This is a genomic window from Streptomyces sp. NBC_00258, assembly GCF_036182465.1.
Taxonomy (GTDB): domain Bacteria; phylum Actinomycetota; class Actinomycetes; order Streptomycetales; family Streptomycetaceae; genus Streptomyces.
The window spans coordinates 7216169-7229304 of sequence record NZ_CP108081.1; the positions used below are offsets into that span (position 1 = coordinate 7216169).

At 68.6% G+C, this 13136-nt stretch carries 14 protein-coding genes and 1 tRNA gene; 13 read left to right on the forward strand and 2 right to left on the reverse strand.

The window, feature by feature from the left end; translation table 11 throughout:
* Window positions 1–30 precede the first annotated feature (30 nt).
* The 4 genes from OG718_RS32190 (at window position 31) to OG718_RS32205 (ending at window position 3929) form a co-directional block, all read left to right on the forward strand.
* Entirely contained in the window at window positions 31–1476 is a 1446-nt protein-coding gene (locus OG718_RS32190) for a DHA2 family efflux MFS transporter permease subunit (protein ID WP_328845836.1), read from the forward strand.
* Window positions 1477–1595: 119 nt separating this feature from the next.
* The gene (locus tag OG718_RS32195; RefSeq protein ID WP_143642873.1) at window positions 1596–1973 is read left to right on the forward strand and encodes a DUF3291 domain-containing protein; all 378 of its coding nucleotides are present in this window, start codon (window positions 1596–1598) and stop codon (window positions 1971–1973) included.
* Window positions 1974–2055: 82 nt separating this feature from the next.
* On the forward strand, window positions 2056–3111 hold the full coding sequence (locus tag OG718_RS32200; protein ID WP_143642872.1) for a UDP-N-acetylmuramate dehydrogenase: 1056 nt from the start codon (window positions 2056–2058) through the stop codon (window positions 3109–3111).
* A 98-nt stretch (window positions 3112–3209) separates the two neighbouring features.
* Window positions 3210–3929 (forward strand): hypothetical protein, encoded by a 720-nt coding sequence (locus tag OG718_RS32205; protein WP_328845837.1) that lies wholly within the window; start codon window positions 3210–3212, stop codon window positions 3927–3929.
* On the opposite strand, the gene OG718_RS32210 is transcribed toward OG718_RS32205, so the two are convergent.
* Both OG718_RS32210 and OG718_RS32215 read right to left on the reverse strand, forming a co-directional pair.
* On the reverse strand, window positions 3874–4902 hold the full coding sequence (locus OG718_RS32210; RefSeq protein ID WP_328845838.1) for an adenosine deaminase: 1029 nt from the start codon (window positions 4900–4902) through the stop codon (window positions 3874–3876). The genes OG718_RS32205 and OG718_RS32210 overlap by 56 nt on opposite strands.
* 148 nt (window positions 4903–5050) lie before the next feature.
* The gene (locus tag OG718_RS32215; protein ID WP_143642869.1) at window positions 5051–6277 is read right to left on the reverse strand and encodes a pyridoxal phosphate-dependent aminotransferase; all 1227 of its coding nucleotides are present in this window, start codon (window positions 6275–6277) and stop codon (window positions 5051–5053) included.
* Between the two features lie 203 nt (window positions 6278–6480).
* Between OG718_RS32215 and OG718_RS32220 the strand changes: the two genes are divergently transcribed.
* From OG718_RS32220 to rplL, 9 genes are all read left to right on the forward strand, one after another.
* Window positions 6481–6553 (forward strand) — tRNA-Trp (locus OG718_RS32220).
* Between the two features lie 110 nt (window positions 6554–6663).
* A complete protein-coding gene (gene secE / locus OG718_RS32225) occupies window positions 6664–6951 on the forward strand; it encodes a preprotein translocase subunit SecE (protein WP_055517385.1) in 288 nt (95 codons plus the stop codon).
* 77 nt (window positions 6952–7028) lie between these two features.
* Window positions 7029–7910: a transcription termination/antitermination protein NusG gene (gene nusG, locus OG718_RS32230; protein WP_143642868.1), complete on the forward strand. Its 882-nt coding sequence runs from the start codon at window positions 7029–7031 to the stop codon at window positions 7908–7910.
* A 181-nt stretch (window positions 7911–8091) separates the two neighbouring features.
* Complete coding sequence (gene rplK, locus OG718_RS32235) at window positions 8092–8526, forward strand: 50S ribosomal protein L11 (protein WP_030359033.1); 435 nt, start codon at window positions 8092–8094, stop codon at window positions 8524–8526.
* Between the two features lie 77 nt (window positions 8527–8603).
* Window positions 8604–9329, forward strand: coding sequence for a 50S ribosomal protein L1 (rplA, locus tag OG718_RS32240; RefSeq protein ID WP_143642867.1), 726 nt, complete (start codon window positions 8604–8606; stop codon window positions 9327–9329).
* A 163-nt stretch (window positions 9330–9492) separates the two neighbouring features.
* Window positions 9493–10416, forward strand: coding sequence for a hypothetical protein (locus OG718_RS32245; protein WP_143642866.1), 924 nt, complete (start codon window positions 9493–9495; stop codon window positions 10414–10416).
* A 147-nt stretch (window positions 10417–10563) separates the two neighbouring features.
* On the forward strand, window positions 10564–11424 hold the full coding sequence (locus tag OG718_RS32250) for a DUF1396 domain-containing protein (RefSeq protein WP_143642865.1): 861 nt from the start codon (window positions 10564–10566) through the stop codon (window positions 11422–11424).
* A 310-nt stretch (window positions 11425–11734) separates the two neighbouring features.
* Entirely contained in the window at window positions 11735–12265 is a 531-nt protein-coding gene (rplJ, locus tag OG718_RS32255; protein ID WP_055610505.1) for a 50S ribosomal protein L10, read from the forward strand.
* A gap of 109 nt (window positions 12266–12374) precedes the next feature.
* The gene (gene rplL / locus OG718_RS32260; protein WP_143642864.1) at window positions 12375–12758 is read left to right on the forward strand and encodes a 50S ribosomal protein L7/L12; all 384 of its coding nucleotides are present in this window, start codon (window positions 12375–12377) and stop codon (window positions 12756–12758) included.
* The last annotated feature ends 378 nt before the right edge of the window (window positions 12759–13136 follow it).

The following is a 13136-nucleotide window of genomic DNA, read 5'->3' on the forward strand; positions in this document are numbered from 1 at the left end:
GAAGTCAGTGATCACCCGCTGGGGGAAGCGATGTCACAGCAGACCGCACGTCGCGGGGGAGCCGTCTGGGCCCTCGTCATCACCAGCGTCGCCGGGTTCATGGCGGCGCTCGACAACCTCGTCGTCACCACCGCACTGCCCTCGATCCGCGAGGACCTCGGGGGAGACCTCTCCGATCTGGAATGGACCGTGAGCGCCTACACGCTCACCTTCGCCGTGCTGCTGATGTTCGGCGCGGCCCTGGGCGACCGGTTCGGGCGGCGCCGGCTCTTCCTCGTCGGCATCACCGTGTTCACCGCCGCCTCCGCCGCCGCGGCCATGGCGCCCGGCATCGAATCGCTGATCGCCGCCCGCGCGGTCCAGGGCGTCGGCGCCGCCATCATGATGCCGCTGACGCTGACCCTGCTCACGGCCGCCGTTCCGGCCGCCAAGCGCGGGATGGCGTACGGGATCTGGGGTGCCGTCAACGGTCTCGCGGTCGCTTCGGGGCCGCTCATCGGCGGCACCCTCACCGAGCACATCTCCTGGCAGTGGATCTTCTGGCTGAACGTTCCGCTCGGGCTGGCACTCCTGCCGCTCGCCCGGCTGCGTCTGTCGGAGTCGTTCGGCGTCGGCGCCCCGCTCGACATCCGCGGCACCCTGCTGGCCAGTGGAGGCCTCTTCGGGATCGTGTACGGGCTGGTCCGGGCGCCCGTCGTCGGCTGGACCGACGGGATAGTCCTGCTGGGGCTGTTCGCGGGTACCGCTCTGCTCGTCGGCTTCGTGATCCACGGCATCAACGCCAAGAACCCGATGCTGCCGATGCGGCTCTTCCGCAACCGGGCCTTCGCCGGGATCAACGCGGCCAGCCTGCTGATGTTCCTCGGGATGTTCGGCTCGATCTTCCTGCTCAGCCAGTACATGCAGGGCGTCCTCGGCTACTCGCCCACCCAGGCCGGGCTGCGCATGCTCCCCTGGACGGGGATGCCGATGGTCATAGCGCCCGTCGCCGGCTATCTGTCCGACCGGATCGGCGGCCGCCCGGTCGTCGCCGCGGGTCTGTTCCTGCAGGCCGTCGGGCTCGGCTGGTTCGCCACCGTGATCGCGCCCGACACGCCGTACGCCACGCAGCTCCCCGCCCTGATCATCAGCGGCGTGGGCATGTCCCTCTTCTTCGCCCCCGCCTCCAGCCTGGTCATGTCCAGTGTCCGGCCGCATGAGCAGGGGATCGCGTCCGGCGCCAACAACGCGCTGCGCGAGGTCGGCGGCGCGCTCGGCATCGCGGTGATGGCCTCGATCTTCTCCGCCCAGGGCGGCTACGGGACCGCGCAGACCTTCGTGGACGGCACCCAGCCGGCGCTCTGGGTCGGCTCCGCCGCGGTGGCCGTGGCGGGAGTCGCGGCACTGTTCATCCCCGGTCGTCGCCGTGCGGCGGAGGCGGGGGACGACAGCGCGGAGACCCCGCCCGAGCGGGTCCTGGAGACGGCCTCCCGCTGAGGTCCTCACCGAGTCCGGAATCCGAACGCTCGCTTCGCCTTCGGCTCGCAGTTGGCCAGCGGCTGGTCCGGAAGCCAAACCCGCGAGAGTTCGGAAAACAAACCGAAAGGAGTCCGATCATGCCCACCCTTCCCTGGACCGTGCCGAACAAGCCGCCGCAGGGCGCCGAGGTGCACGTCTTCGCCTCCCGCTTCGAGACCCGCACCCGCTGGGGAGCGCTGAAGTTCTTCGCCAGGACGCCGGCCGTCTGGCGGCAGGTGAGCAAAGCCCCCGGAGCGTACGGCGCCACGCTCAGGGCGGCCCCGTTGCGGCGGACCTTCTGGACCCTCTCCGCCTGGGAGTCGCCCGCGGCGCTCAAGGCCTTCGCCCGTTCCGGCACGCACGCGCCGACCGCCCGGGGCCTCGGCCCTCAGATGCGCGACGCGAAGTTCGTCTCGTGGACGGTCACGGCGGACGACCTCCCGCTCGACTGGTCGGAGGCCTTGCGCCGTCTGTGACCGACCGCCACCGCGAACAGCTGTCCGGCTACGAGAACGGCCCCGCCCCGACCGGCGGGGCCGTTCTCGTACTCTTGGGCACGTGCTGGAACTCCACGACGCCCCGCTCGCCCCGCTGACCACCTTCCGGCTCGGCGGCCCCGCCGCGCGCCTGATCACCGCCACGACCGACGCCGAGGTGATCGCCGCCGTCCGCGAGGCCGACGACTCCGGCACGCCGCTGCTGCTGATCGGCGGCGGATCCAACCTGGTCATCGGCGACAAGGGCTTCGCGGGCACCGCCCTGCGCATCGCCACCCGCGGCTTCGCCCTCGACGGTACGAAGCTGGAGCTGGCCGCCGGCGAGGTGTGGACCGACGCCGTCGCCCGCACCGTCGAGGCCGGTCTCGCGGGCATCGAGTGCCTCGCCGGAATCCCGGGCTCCGCGGGCGCGACACCCATCCAGAACGTGGGAGCGTACGGCCAGGAGGTGTCGTCGACGATCACCGAGGTGATCGCCTACGACCGGCGGACCCGCGAGACGGTCACCGTTGCGAACACCGAGTGCGCCTTCTCGTACCGCCACAGCCGCTTCAAGGCCGACCCCGAGCGCTTCGTCGTGCTGCGCGTCCGCTTCGACCTGGAGGACGCCTCCGGGCTCTCCGCGCCGATCAAGTACGCCGAGACGGCCCGCGCCCTCGGTGTCGAGCCCGGCGACCGCGTACCGCTGGACAAGGCCCGTGAGACCGTCCTGAAGCTGCGCTCGGGCAAGGGCATGGTGCTCGACCCCGAGGACCACGACACCTGGTCGGCGGGCTCGTTCTTCACCAACCCGATCCTCACCCACGAGGAGTTCGCCGCGTTCCACGCGCGCGTGGCCGAGCGCCTCGGTGACGGCGTGATCCCGCCCGCGTACCCGGCGGGCGACGGACACACCAAGACCTCCGCGGCCTGGCTGATCGACAAGTCCGGCTTCACCAAGGGCTACGGCACCGGCCCCGCCCGCATCTCCACCAAGCACACCCTGGCCCTCACCAACCGCGGCGAGGCCACCACGGAGGACCTCCTCACGCTGGCCCGCGAGGTCGTCGCCGGCGTTCACGCCGCCTTCGGGATCACGCTCGTCAACGAACCGGTGACGGTGGGCGTCAGCCTCTGAGGCCGCCGCCCCGCACCACCTCCCGAGTGCGGCGGCGGGATATTTCGCTTGCCGGTCGCCCGGCCCGGCGATCACCCTGGGGCCATGAGAGAACTCCTGTGCGACTGAGGGTCGGTGAGTTCCGGCCGAGCACCGGCCGGTACGCGTTCCGGGTGGTCCAGCCACGTCCCGCGCTGCGGCACACCACGCTCAGCGACCCCTTGCGGGACTGGGGCTACCTGGTCGGCGACCACGACGGACTGGCCCGCCTCGCCGCGCTGTTCTCGTTCGCTGCGTACTCCCCGCACACGGTCGTCCACGTCCCGCTGCGAGACAGCGTGCCCAGGACGTACGCGCCCGGAGTGCCGGTCGACCTCGTGCTCGCCCACGGGTCGCTGGGCCTGCGGCCCTCCGTGTGGCCGTCGCTGCGCCGCGGGCTGACCCGGGGCACCCCGGGCACCGTCCGCACCGACGAACGGCGCACCGCGGACCACGCCGCGGCCTGGCAGGCGCGCTGGGAGCAGCGCTGGGACCGCCTGGACCCCGTCGACCGGATCCGCCCCGCCGTCCACGCCCGGACGCTGTTCCTCTTCGGCGCCCGGGACACCTTCGCCTCGGCGTCCGTCCGACTGGAGACCGCGGCCGGCTTCGGCCCCCGCCATAAGAGGGCCGCCAAGGGACACGACGTGCTGGTCACCTCACTCACGCCGCACATGCCCCTGAGCCGGGGACGTCACACGGAACTGGACATCGGCTTCCAGGCGTACCCGCCCTACGCCCACTTCAGGCGACCGGGGCGGTCAGCCAGTCGTCGATCCCGGACAGCAGCTTCTCCTTGATGTCGTGCGGGGCCGCCGAACCCCGTACCGACTGCCGTGCCAGTTCGGCAAGTTCGGCGTCCGTGAAGGCGTGATGCTGACGCGCGATGTCGTACTGGGCGGCCAGCCGCGAGCCGAACAGCAGAGGGTCGTCCGCACCGAGTGCCAAAGGGACCCCCGCCTCGAAAAGCGTGCGCAGGGGAACGTCCTCCGGCTTTTCGTACACCCCCAGGGCGACGTTCGACGCCGGGCAGACCTCACAGGTGATGCCCCGGTCCGCGAGCCGCTTAAGGAGCCGCGGGTCCTCGGCCGCCCGCACCCCGTGCCCGATGCGCGAGGCGTGCAGGTCGTCCAGGCAGTCGCGTACGGACGCCGGGCCCGTCAGCTCGCCGCCGTGCGGCGCCGCCAGCAGTCCGCCCTCACGCGCGATCGCGAAGGCCCGGTCGAAGTCCCGCGCCATACCGCGCCGCTCGTCGTTGGAGAGCCCGAAGCCGACGATGCCGCGGTCCGCGTACCGCACGGCCAGCCGGGCCAGCGTGCGGGCGTCCAGCGGATGCTTCATGCGGTTCGCGGCCACCAGCACGCGCATCCCGAGCCCGGTCTCGCGCGCGGCCGAGTCCACGGCGTCCAGGATGATCTCCAGCGCCGGGATCAGCCCGCCCAGCCGGGGCGCGTACGAGGTCGGGTCGACCTGGATCTCCAGCCACCCCGAGCCGTCCTTGAGGTCCTCCTCGGCGGCCTCTCTCACCAGCCGCTGGATGTCCTCGGGATCTCTGAGGCACGACCGTGCCGCGTCGTACAGCCGCTGGAAGCGGAACCAGCCCCGCTCGTCGGTGGCCCGTAGTTTCGGCGGCTCCCCGCTGGTCAGCGCGTCGGGAAGGTGGATCCCGTGCTTGTCCGCCAGTTCCAGCAGAGTGGTGATCCGCATCGACCCGGTGAAATGCAGGTGCAGATGAGCTTTGGGCAGCTCAGAGACATCACGTACGTGCTCCATTCCAGGATCCTGCCGTACGCCGCCTCCGTATCGGTAGCGCTTTCCCTGAACGTGGTCTTGCTCGCACTGACACACGAACCAGGACACGAAGAAGCGGGCCGCCTCCCAGGGGAGGCGGCCCGCTCGTACCCGCTCACGGTGAGGGGGTTCAGTCCGTGGCCTCGGCCAGCAGCTTCTGGATCCGCGAGACGCCCTCGACGAGGTCCTCGTCACCCAGCGCGTACGAGAGCCGCAGGTAGCCCGGCGTACCGAAGGCCTCACCCGGGACGACCGCGACCTCGGCCTCCTCCAGGATCAGCGCGGCCAGCTCGACGGAGTTCTGCGGGCGCCTGCCGCGGATCTCCTTGCCGATGAGGGCCTTCACCGAGGGGTACGCGTAGAAGGCGCCCTCGGGCTCCGGGCAGAGCACACCGTCGATCTCGTTGAGCATCCGCACCATGATCTTGCGGCGGCGGTCGAAGGCCTCGCGCATCTCGGCGACGGCCGTCAGGTCCCCGGAGACGGCGGCGATGGCGGCGGCCTGGGCGACGTTCGACACGTTCGACGTGGCGTGCGACTGGAGGTTCGTCGCGGCCTTCACCACGTCCTTCGGGCCGATGATCCACCCGACACGCCAGCCGGTCATCGCATACGTCTTCGCGACGCCGTTGACCACGATGCACTTGTCGCGCAGCTCCGGCAGGACCGCCGGCAGCGAGGTGAACTTCGCGTCCCCGTAGACCAGGTGTTCGTAGATCTCGTCCGTCAGCACCCACAGACCGTGCTCGACGGCCCAGCGGCCGATCGCCTCGGTGTCCTCGGCGCTGTAGACCGCGCCCGTCGGGTTGGAGGGCGACACGAAGAGGACGACCTTCGTCTTCTCCGTACGGGCCGCCTCCAGCTGCTCGACCGACACGCGGTAGCCGGTGGTCTCGTCCGCGACGACCTCGACCGGGACACCGCCGGCGAGACGGATCGACTCGGGGTACGTCGTCCAGTAGGGCGCCGGGACGATGACCTCGTCGCCCGGGTCGAGGATCGCGGCGAACGCCTCGTAGATGGCCTGCTTTCCGCCGTTGGTCACCAGGATCTGGGACGTGTCCACCTCGTAGCCGGAGTCGCGCAGCGTCTTGGCGACGAGCGCGGCCTTCAGCTCGGGCAGACCGCCGGCCGGCGTGTAGCGGTGGAACTTCGGGTTCTTGCAGGCCTCGATGGCGGCCTCGACGATGTAGCCCGGGGTCGGGAAGTCGGGCTCACCGGCGCCGAAGCCGATCACCGGACGTCCTGCGGCCTTGAGGGCCTTGGCCTTGGCGTCCACGGCGAGGGTGGCGGACTCGGAGATCGCACCGATCCGGGCGGAGACCCGGCGCTCGGTGGGAGGGGTTGCAGCGCTCATGGGCCCATCGTTCCAGACACGAAACCTCCCCGGCACACCGGTTTCACAGACTGAGCAGTGGCCGACAAAGCCCGTACGGACACTTCCTGTTCGACGACCGGCCGTCGACCACGTACACTCTCACCTCGTTGGCCTTCATCGGCCGCGCCCACCCGGTGCACACCGAGCACCCGGGCGGATGCGGTACGTTGTTGGGGAAACAAAGGGTCGTAGCTCAATTGGTAGAGCACTGGTCTCCAAAACCAGCGGTTGGGGGTTCAAGTCCCTCCGGCCCTGCTACACACTCCTTTCGCCAGGATGTGTGCGCATGTACGTACTGCATTGCACCGCCGTGCGGCTCATACCCGGGCGCGGCACGGCCACGACCCGGAATCAGGTGAGGACGAGTGACGGACGCCGTGGGCTCCATCGACATGCCTGATGCCCAGGATGAGGCGCCGGAGTCCCAGAAGAAGGGCCGCAAGGGTGGTAAGCGTGCCAAGAAGGGCCCGCTGAAGCGCCTTGCCCTCTTCTACCGCCAGATCGTCGCGGAACTCCGCAAGGTTGTCTGGCCGACTCGCAATCAGCTGACGACGTACACCACAGTGGTGATTGTTTTTGTCGTCATCATGATCGGTCTGGTGACTCTGATTGACTTCGGACTCGACAAGGCCGCCAAGTACGTCTTCGGCTGAGCCAAGCGCGAAGGGCGCCGTACCCGGCGCCCGCTTTCGCGTGTTCCACCCCCATGATCCAGGAAGAAGCAGCCACAGTGTCTGACCCGAACCTGAACGACGCCGGCGAGTCGGTCGAGTCCGTTGACGACGAGCTCGACATCGTCGAGGGCGCGGACGTCGAGGACGAGGTCGAGGCTGCCGACGCCGAAGCCGGCGAGGCCGCCGAAGAGGCTGCCCTGCACGTCGAGGACGAGTCCGGCGAGGACGTCGAGACCGACGTGGACGCCGAGGACGTGGCCGTCTCCGACGAGGCCGAAGAAGCCGAGAAGCTCGAAGAGCCCGAAGAAGAGGCCGAGCCGGTCGACCCCGTCGTGGCCCTCCGCGAGGAGCTCCGCAGGCTGCCCGGTGAGTGGTACGTCATCCACACGTACGCGGGTTACGAGAACCGCGTGAAGACGAACCTCGAACAGCGTGCCGTCTCTCTGAACGTCGAGGACTTCATCTTCGCGGCCGAGGTGCCGCAGGAAGAGGTCGCGCAGATCAAGAACGGCGAGCGCAAGACCGTCCGTCAGAACAAGCTCCCCGGCTACGTGCTGGTGCGCATGGACCTGACGAACGAGTCCTGGGGCGTCGTCCGCAACACCCCCGGCGTCACCGGCTTCGTGGGCAACGCGTACGACCCGTACCCGCTGACGCTGGACGAGATCGTCAAGATGCTCGCCCCGGAGGCCGAGGAGAAGGCCGCCCGTGAGGCGGCCGAGGCCGAGGGCAAGCCGGCTCCGTCCCGCAAGCTCGAGGTCCAGGTGCTGGACTTCGAGGTGGGCGACTCGGTCACCGTCACCGACGGCCCGTTCGCGACGCTGCAGGCGACCATCAACGAGATCAACGCCGACTCGAAGAAGGTCAAGGGCCTCGTCGAGATCTTCGGCCGCGAGACCCCGGTCGAGCTGAGCTTCGACCAGATCCAGAAGAACTGACCCCTCGCGGGACGATCTTCCGGAACACATGCCTCCGACCAGGTCAGACGGGCCTTCACAGCCTGTCTGACCTGCTCGGTTTTTGGCCGCACACAGATACCCGTTATCGTTGTGCGGTATGCCTCCGTCCGGATGATCCGGATCGGCGGCTGAAAACTCTCACTAGGACCCGGAGAGAGCAATGCCTCCCAAGAAGAAGAAGGTCACGGGGCTCATCAAGCTCCAGATCCAGGCCGGTGCGGCCAACCCGGCGCCGCCGGTCGGCCCCGCGCTGGGCCAGCACGGCGTCAACATCATGGAGTTCTGCAAGGCCTACAACGCCGCGACCGAGTCGCAGCGTGGCTGGGTGATCCCGGTGGAGATCACGGTCTACGAAGACCGCTCCTTCACCTTCATCACCAAGACCCCGCCGGCCGCGAAGATGATCCTCAAGGCCGCGGGCGTGGAGAAGGGCTCCGGCGAGCCGCACAAGACCAAGGTCGCCAAGATCACCCAGGCGCAGGTCCGCGAGATCGCCACCACGAAGATGCCCGACCTGAACGCCAACGACCTGGACGCCGCGTCGAAGATCATCGCCGGCACCGCCCGTTCCATGGGCATCACGGTCGAGGGCTGACCTCCACCCCGTAGGAAAGACCGTGGCAGGGCCTGCTCGGCCCACACCACGACTCCTCAGAACACACAGGAGCAGTAGTGAGCAAGCGCAGCAAGTCTCTCCGCGCTGCGGACGCCAAGATCGACCGGGACAAGCAGTACGCCCCGCTCGAGGCCGTCCGTCTCGCCAAGGAGACCTCCACGAGCAAGTTCGACGGCACCGTCGAGGTCGCCTTCCGCCTGGGTGTCGACCCGCGCAAGGCCGACCAGATGGTCCGTGGCACCGTGAACCTCCCGCACGGCACCGGTAAGACCGCCCGGGTCCTGGTCTTCGCGACCGGTGACCGTGCCGAGGCCGCGACCGCCGCGGGCGCCGACATCGTCGGCTCCGACGAGCTCATCGACGAGGTGGCGAAGGGCCGTCTGGACTTCGACGCCGTCGTCGCCACCCCGGACCTCATGGGCAAGGTCGGCCGCCTGGGCCGTGTCCTCGGCCCGCGTGGTCTGATGCCGAACCCGAAGACCGGCACCGTGACCCCGGACGTGGCCAAGGCCGTGACCGAGATCAAGGGCGGCAAGATCGAGTTCCGCGTCGACAAGCACTCGAACCTGCACTTCATCATCGGCAAGACCTCGTTCGACGAGACCCAGCTGGTGGAGAACTACGGCGCCGCGCTGGAGGAGATCCTCCGTCTGAAGCCGTCCGCCGCCAAGGGTCGCTACATCCGGAAGGCCGCGATCAGCACGACGATCGGCCCCGGCATTCCGCTCGACCCGAACCGCACCCGCAACCTCCTCGTCGAGGAGGACCCGGCCGCCGTCTGAGCCTGACGCTCACCGGCAGCCGCGTCGCACACGCGATTCCAGGACGGGCCCCGCAACCTTTCGAGGTGCGGGGCCCGTCCCTTTTTGTCAGATGCCCGTTTCCGAACCGGGTGTCAGTGCCCTGCGCTAGCGTGCAGGGCACAGGAATCGCATAGGGGGACGAATGAAGAGCACTGCCGTGCGACGCGCGACTGTCTCGATCGCGATGGCCGCCGCGCTGACGGGGGTCGCGGCCTGTAGCGGCTCGGACTCCGACGGGGGTTCGGGCGGGAGCTCGGGCGAAAGCTCCGGAGGGGGCGACAAGGCGGCCGGCAAGGCCAAGACCCAGGCGAACCCGATCGCGGCCCTGCGCTCCGTCGAGAAGTCCACCGACAAGGCCGACTCCGCCAAGGTCGAGTCCACCACGAGCATGGGCACGATCATGTCCATGGAGGCGGACGGCGCCCTCGGCTGGTCCGACGGCCTCACCGGCACCCTGACGATCACGTACACCGGCGGCACGATGGCCGACCAGATGCGGCAGCTGGGCACCACCTCCATGGAGGCGCGCTATCTGCCGGACGCCTACTACGCGAAGATGGGCGACAAGTTCGCCGAGCAGTCCGGCGGCAAGCACTGGATCAAGTACGCGTACGACGACCTGGCGGACCTCGCCGGCGGATCGGGCGCGTACATGAAGGACCAGATGCAGAACACCACGCCGAACCAGTCGGTGAAGCTCCTGCTTGCCTCCGGGGACGTCAAGAAGGTCGGCGAGGAGAAGGTGCGCGGCGAGAACACCACGCACTACTCGGGCACGGTCGACGTCGCGGACCTCGCGGGCGAGAGCTCGAACCTCACCGCGGACCAACTGGCCGACATGAAGCGCCAGTTGGAGCAGGCCGGAGTCACCACCGAGACCATCGACATATGGGTCAACGACGAGGACCTGCTGGTCAAGAAGGTCGAGAAGGGCGAGCTGGCGACCGGCTCGATGTCCTCGACGGCGTTCTACAGCGACTACGGCGTGAAGGTCTCCACCGAGGAGCCCCCGGCGGGCGACACCGCCGACTTCAAGGACCTGATGCAGACTCAGCCGGCGGCCTGAGAGACCTCGTGCGGGACGCAGGGGAGCGCCACCCAGGCGGCCCCGGGCGTCCCACACGCCTCAAGGAACTCGGAGGACTGCCCGAGTCCCTCTGGGATACGCTCGCGCCCTGTCTGTGAGTCGCTCATCTGTTCCTTGGGGGGAACCATGAAGTTTTCTGTGCGCGGATCCGTGCGTCGTAGGACGACCGGTGCGGCACTCGCCGCGCTGGTCCTCGCCGGGGGTGCCGTCGGCTGTTCGAAGGACAGCGCGAGCGAGGAGTCGCCGAAGATGACGCCCGCCGCGGCCGTGGCCAAGGCGGCGAAGAACACGGAGGACATCACCTCCATCAGCTACCGGATGAGGGGCACGACTCCTGAGGAGGGCCGCGTCACGGCCGAGGCCCAGATGCGGATGAAGCCCGACGTCGCCATGAGCATGAAGATGACCGCCGTCGACCAGGGCAAGGACGGCACCGCCGAGATCCGCCTCGTCGACAAGGCGATGTACATAGGCGGAGGCGCCGCGGCCGCCAAGGAGATGGACGGCAAGAGCTGGATCAAGTTCGACCTGTCCACGCTGGGGGACGACGCGCTGGGGGGCGCGGCTCCGGGTGCCGGGACGGCCGACAAGAACCCGGCCCAGGAGTCCACCTTCCTCACCGGCTCCAAGGACGTGAGGAAGGTCGGCCCCCAGAAGGTCGACGGCGTCGAGACCACCCACTACCAGGGCACGGTCACCCTCGACGAGTTCCGCAAGTCCCTCAAGGACGAGAGCAAGGCCACCCGCGAGCAGCGGGAGAAGAGCCTTGAGCAGTACGAGAAGATGGGCGTGGACGCGCTCACGATGGACATGTGGATCGACGGCGAGGACCGCACCAAGCAGTTCCGTATGCAGGGTGACGCCGACAAGGGCAAGCTCGACATGACCATCACCTTCGTCGACTACAACAAGCCTGTGACGGTCGAGGCGCCGCCCGCCAAGGACGTCATGGACCTGGCCGAGATGATGGGCGACATCGAGAGCTGACATCGACGTCGGCCGGCGTACGACGTCGGCCGACGTACGGATTTGCTTGACAGCGACCCGTTCACGTAACCTTCCACAGAAGCCAAAGACCGCTGGTCGTTGCCGTGTGCTCGTTAGAGGGCGCGGTGACCGAAGGATCCGCTGAAACTGCGGACGACCCGCGTAGGTGACTGTGGATGAACTCCCGAACAGTCCCGTACTTCGTACGGATCCGTTCGGTCGAGTCACGCCCCGTGCGCCTGCGCCGGGGCGTTTCGTTTTCCCAGTCTCCTTCTGAGCGGTCCTCATCACCCGGAAGGAGGCCACGCTTATGGCAAGGCCCGACAAGGCTGCCGCGGTAGCCGAGCTCGCGGACCAGTTCCGCAGCTCGAACGCCGCTGTGCTGACCGAGTACCGGGGTCTCACCGTGGCGCAGCTCAAGACGCTGCGTCGTTCGCTCGGTGAAGACGCCCAGTACGCCGTGGTGAAGAACACGCTGACCAAGATCGCGGCCAACGAGGCCGGGATCTCGACGCTCGACGACCTGTTCAACGGTCCGACGGCGGTTGCCTTCATCTCCGGTGACCCGGTGACGTCGGCGAAGGGTCTTCGTGACTTCGCCAAGGACAACCCCAACCTCGTCATCAAGGGCGGTGTCCTTGACGGCAAGGCGCTGTCCGCCGACGAGATCAAGAAGCTTGCGGACCTCGAGTCCCGCGAGGTTCTGCTCGCCAAGCTGGCGGGTGCCATGAAGGGCAAGCAGACTCAGGCTGCGCAGCTCTTCCAGGCGCTTCCGTCGAAGTTCGTCCGCACCGCGGAGGCGCTTCGCGTCAAGCTCGAAGAGCAGGGCGGTGCCGAGTAATTCGGCTCGCGCATTGACCGCCGCCTGAGGCGACGGTCGCAGCGGGCCGAACGTACGCCCGCCTCACCAGTACATCCGGCACCTGCCGAATTAGTGGAAGGACGCCATCATGGCGAAGCTGTCCCAGGAAGAGCTGCTCGCGCAGTTCGAGTCCCTCACCCTCATCGAGCTCTCCGAGTTCGTTAAGGCCTTCGAGGAGAAGTTCGACGTCACCGCCGCCGCCGCGGTCGCCGTTGCCGGCCCCGCCGGTGCCGCCGCTCCCGCCGAGGCCGAGGCCGAGCAGGACGAGTTCGACGTCATCCTCACGGGTGCCGGCGACAAGAAGATCCAGGTCATCAAGGTCGTGCGTGAGCTGACCTCCCTGGGTCTCAAGGAGGCCAAGGACCTCGTGGACGGCGCTCCGAAGCCGGTCCTCGAGAAGGTCGCCAAGGACGCCGCCGAGAAGGCCGCCGAGTCCCTCAAGGGCGCCGGCGCCTCCGTCGAGGTCAAGTAACCCCACGAGCCGTCCGCCAGGCGCCCTCAGGGGCACGGTGGCAGCGGCTCAAGTGAAGCCGACACAGCCGCTCCCGCAGGGGCTGTAACGCTGACGCACCGAAGAGCGATCATCCATCTGGGTGGTCGCTCTTCGGCGTTCGAGGGGGCCGTGCGGCGACTGCCTTGCGCTGTCGGTCGCGACGAGTATGGTGATCTTCGTTCGTGCCTCCGGCCGCCCTGTGACGGGCAGCGAGACAGGTTGCAAGACGGGTTGCAAGTGACGATGGCAGCACCCGGTTCGGGCATGGGGGGCCTTGACGAACCGCACGCAGCGCGCAATTCTCAGGACGCGTCGTCACAACGATCCGGATCCGAGGCATGGATCGGTGGCGAAGAG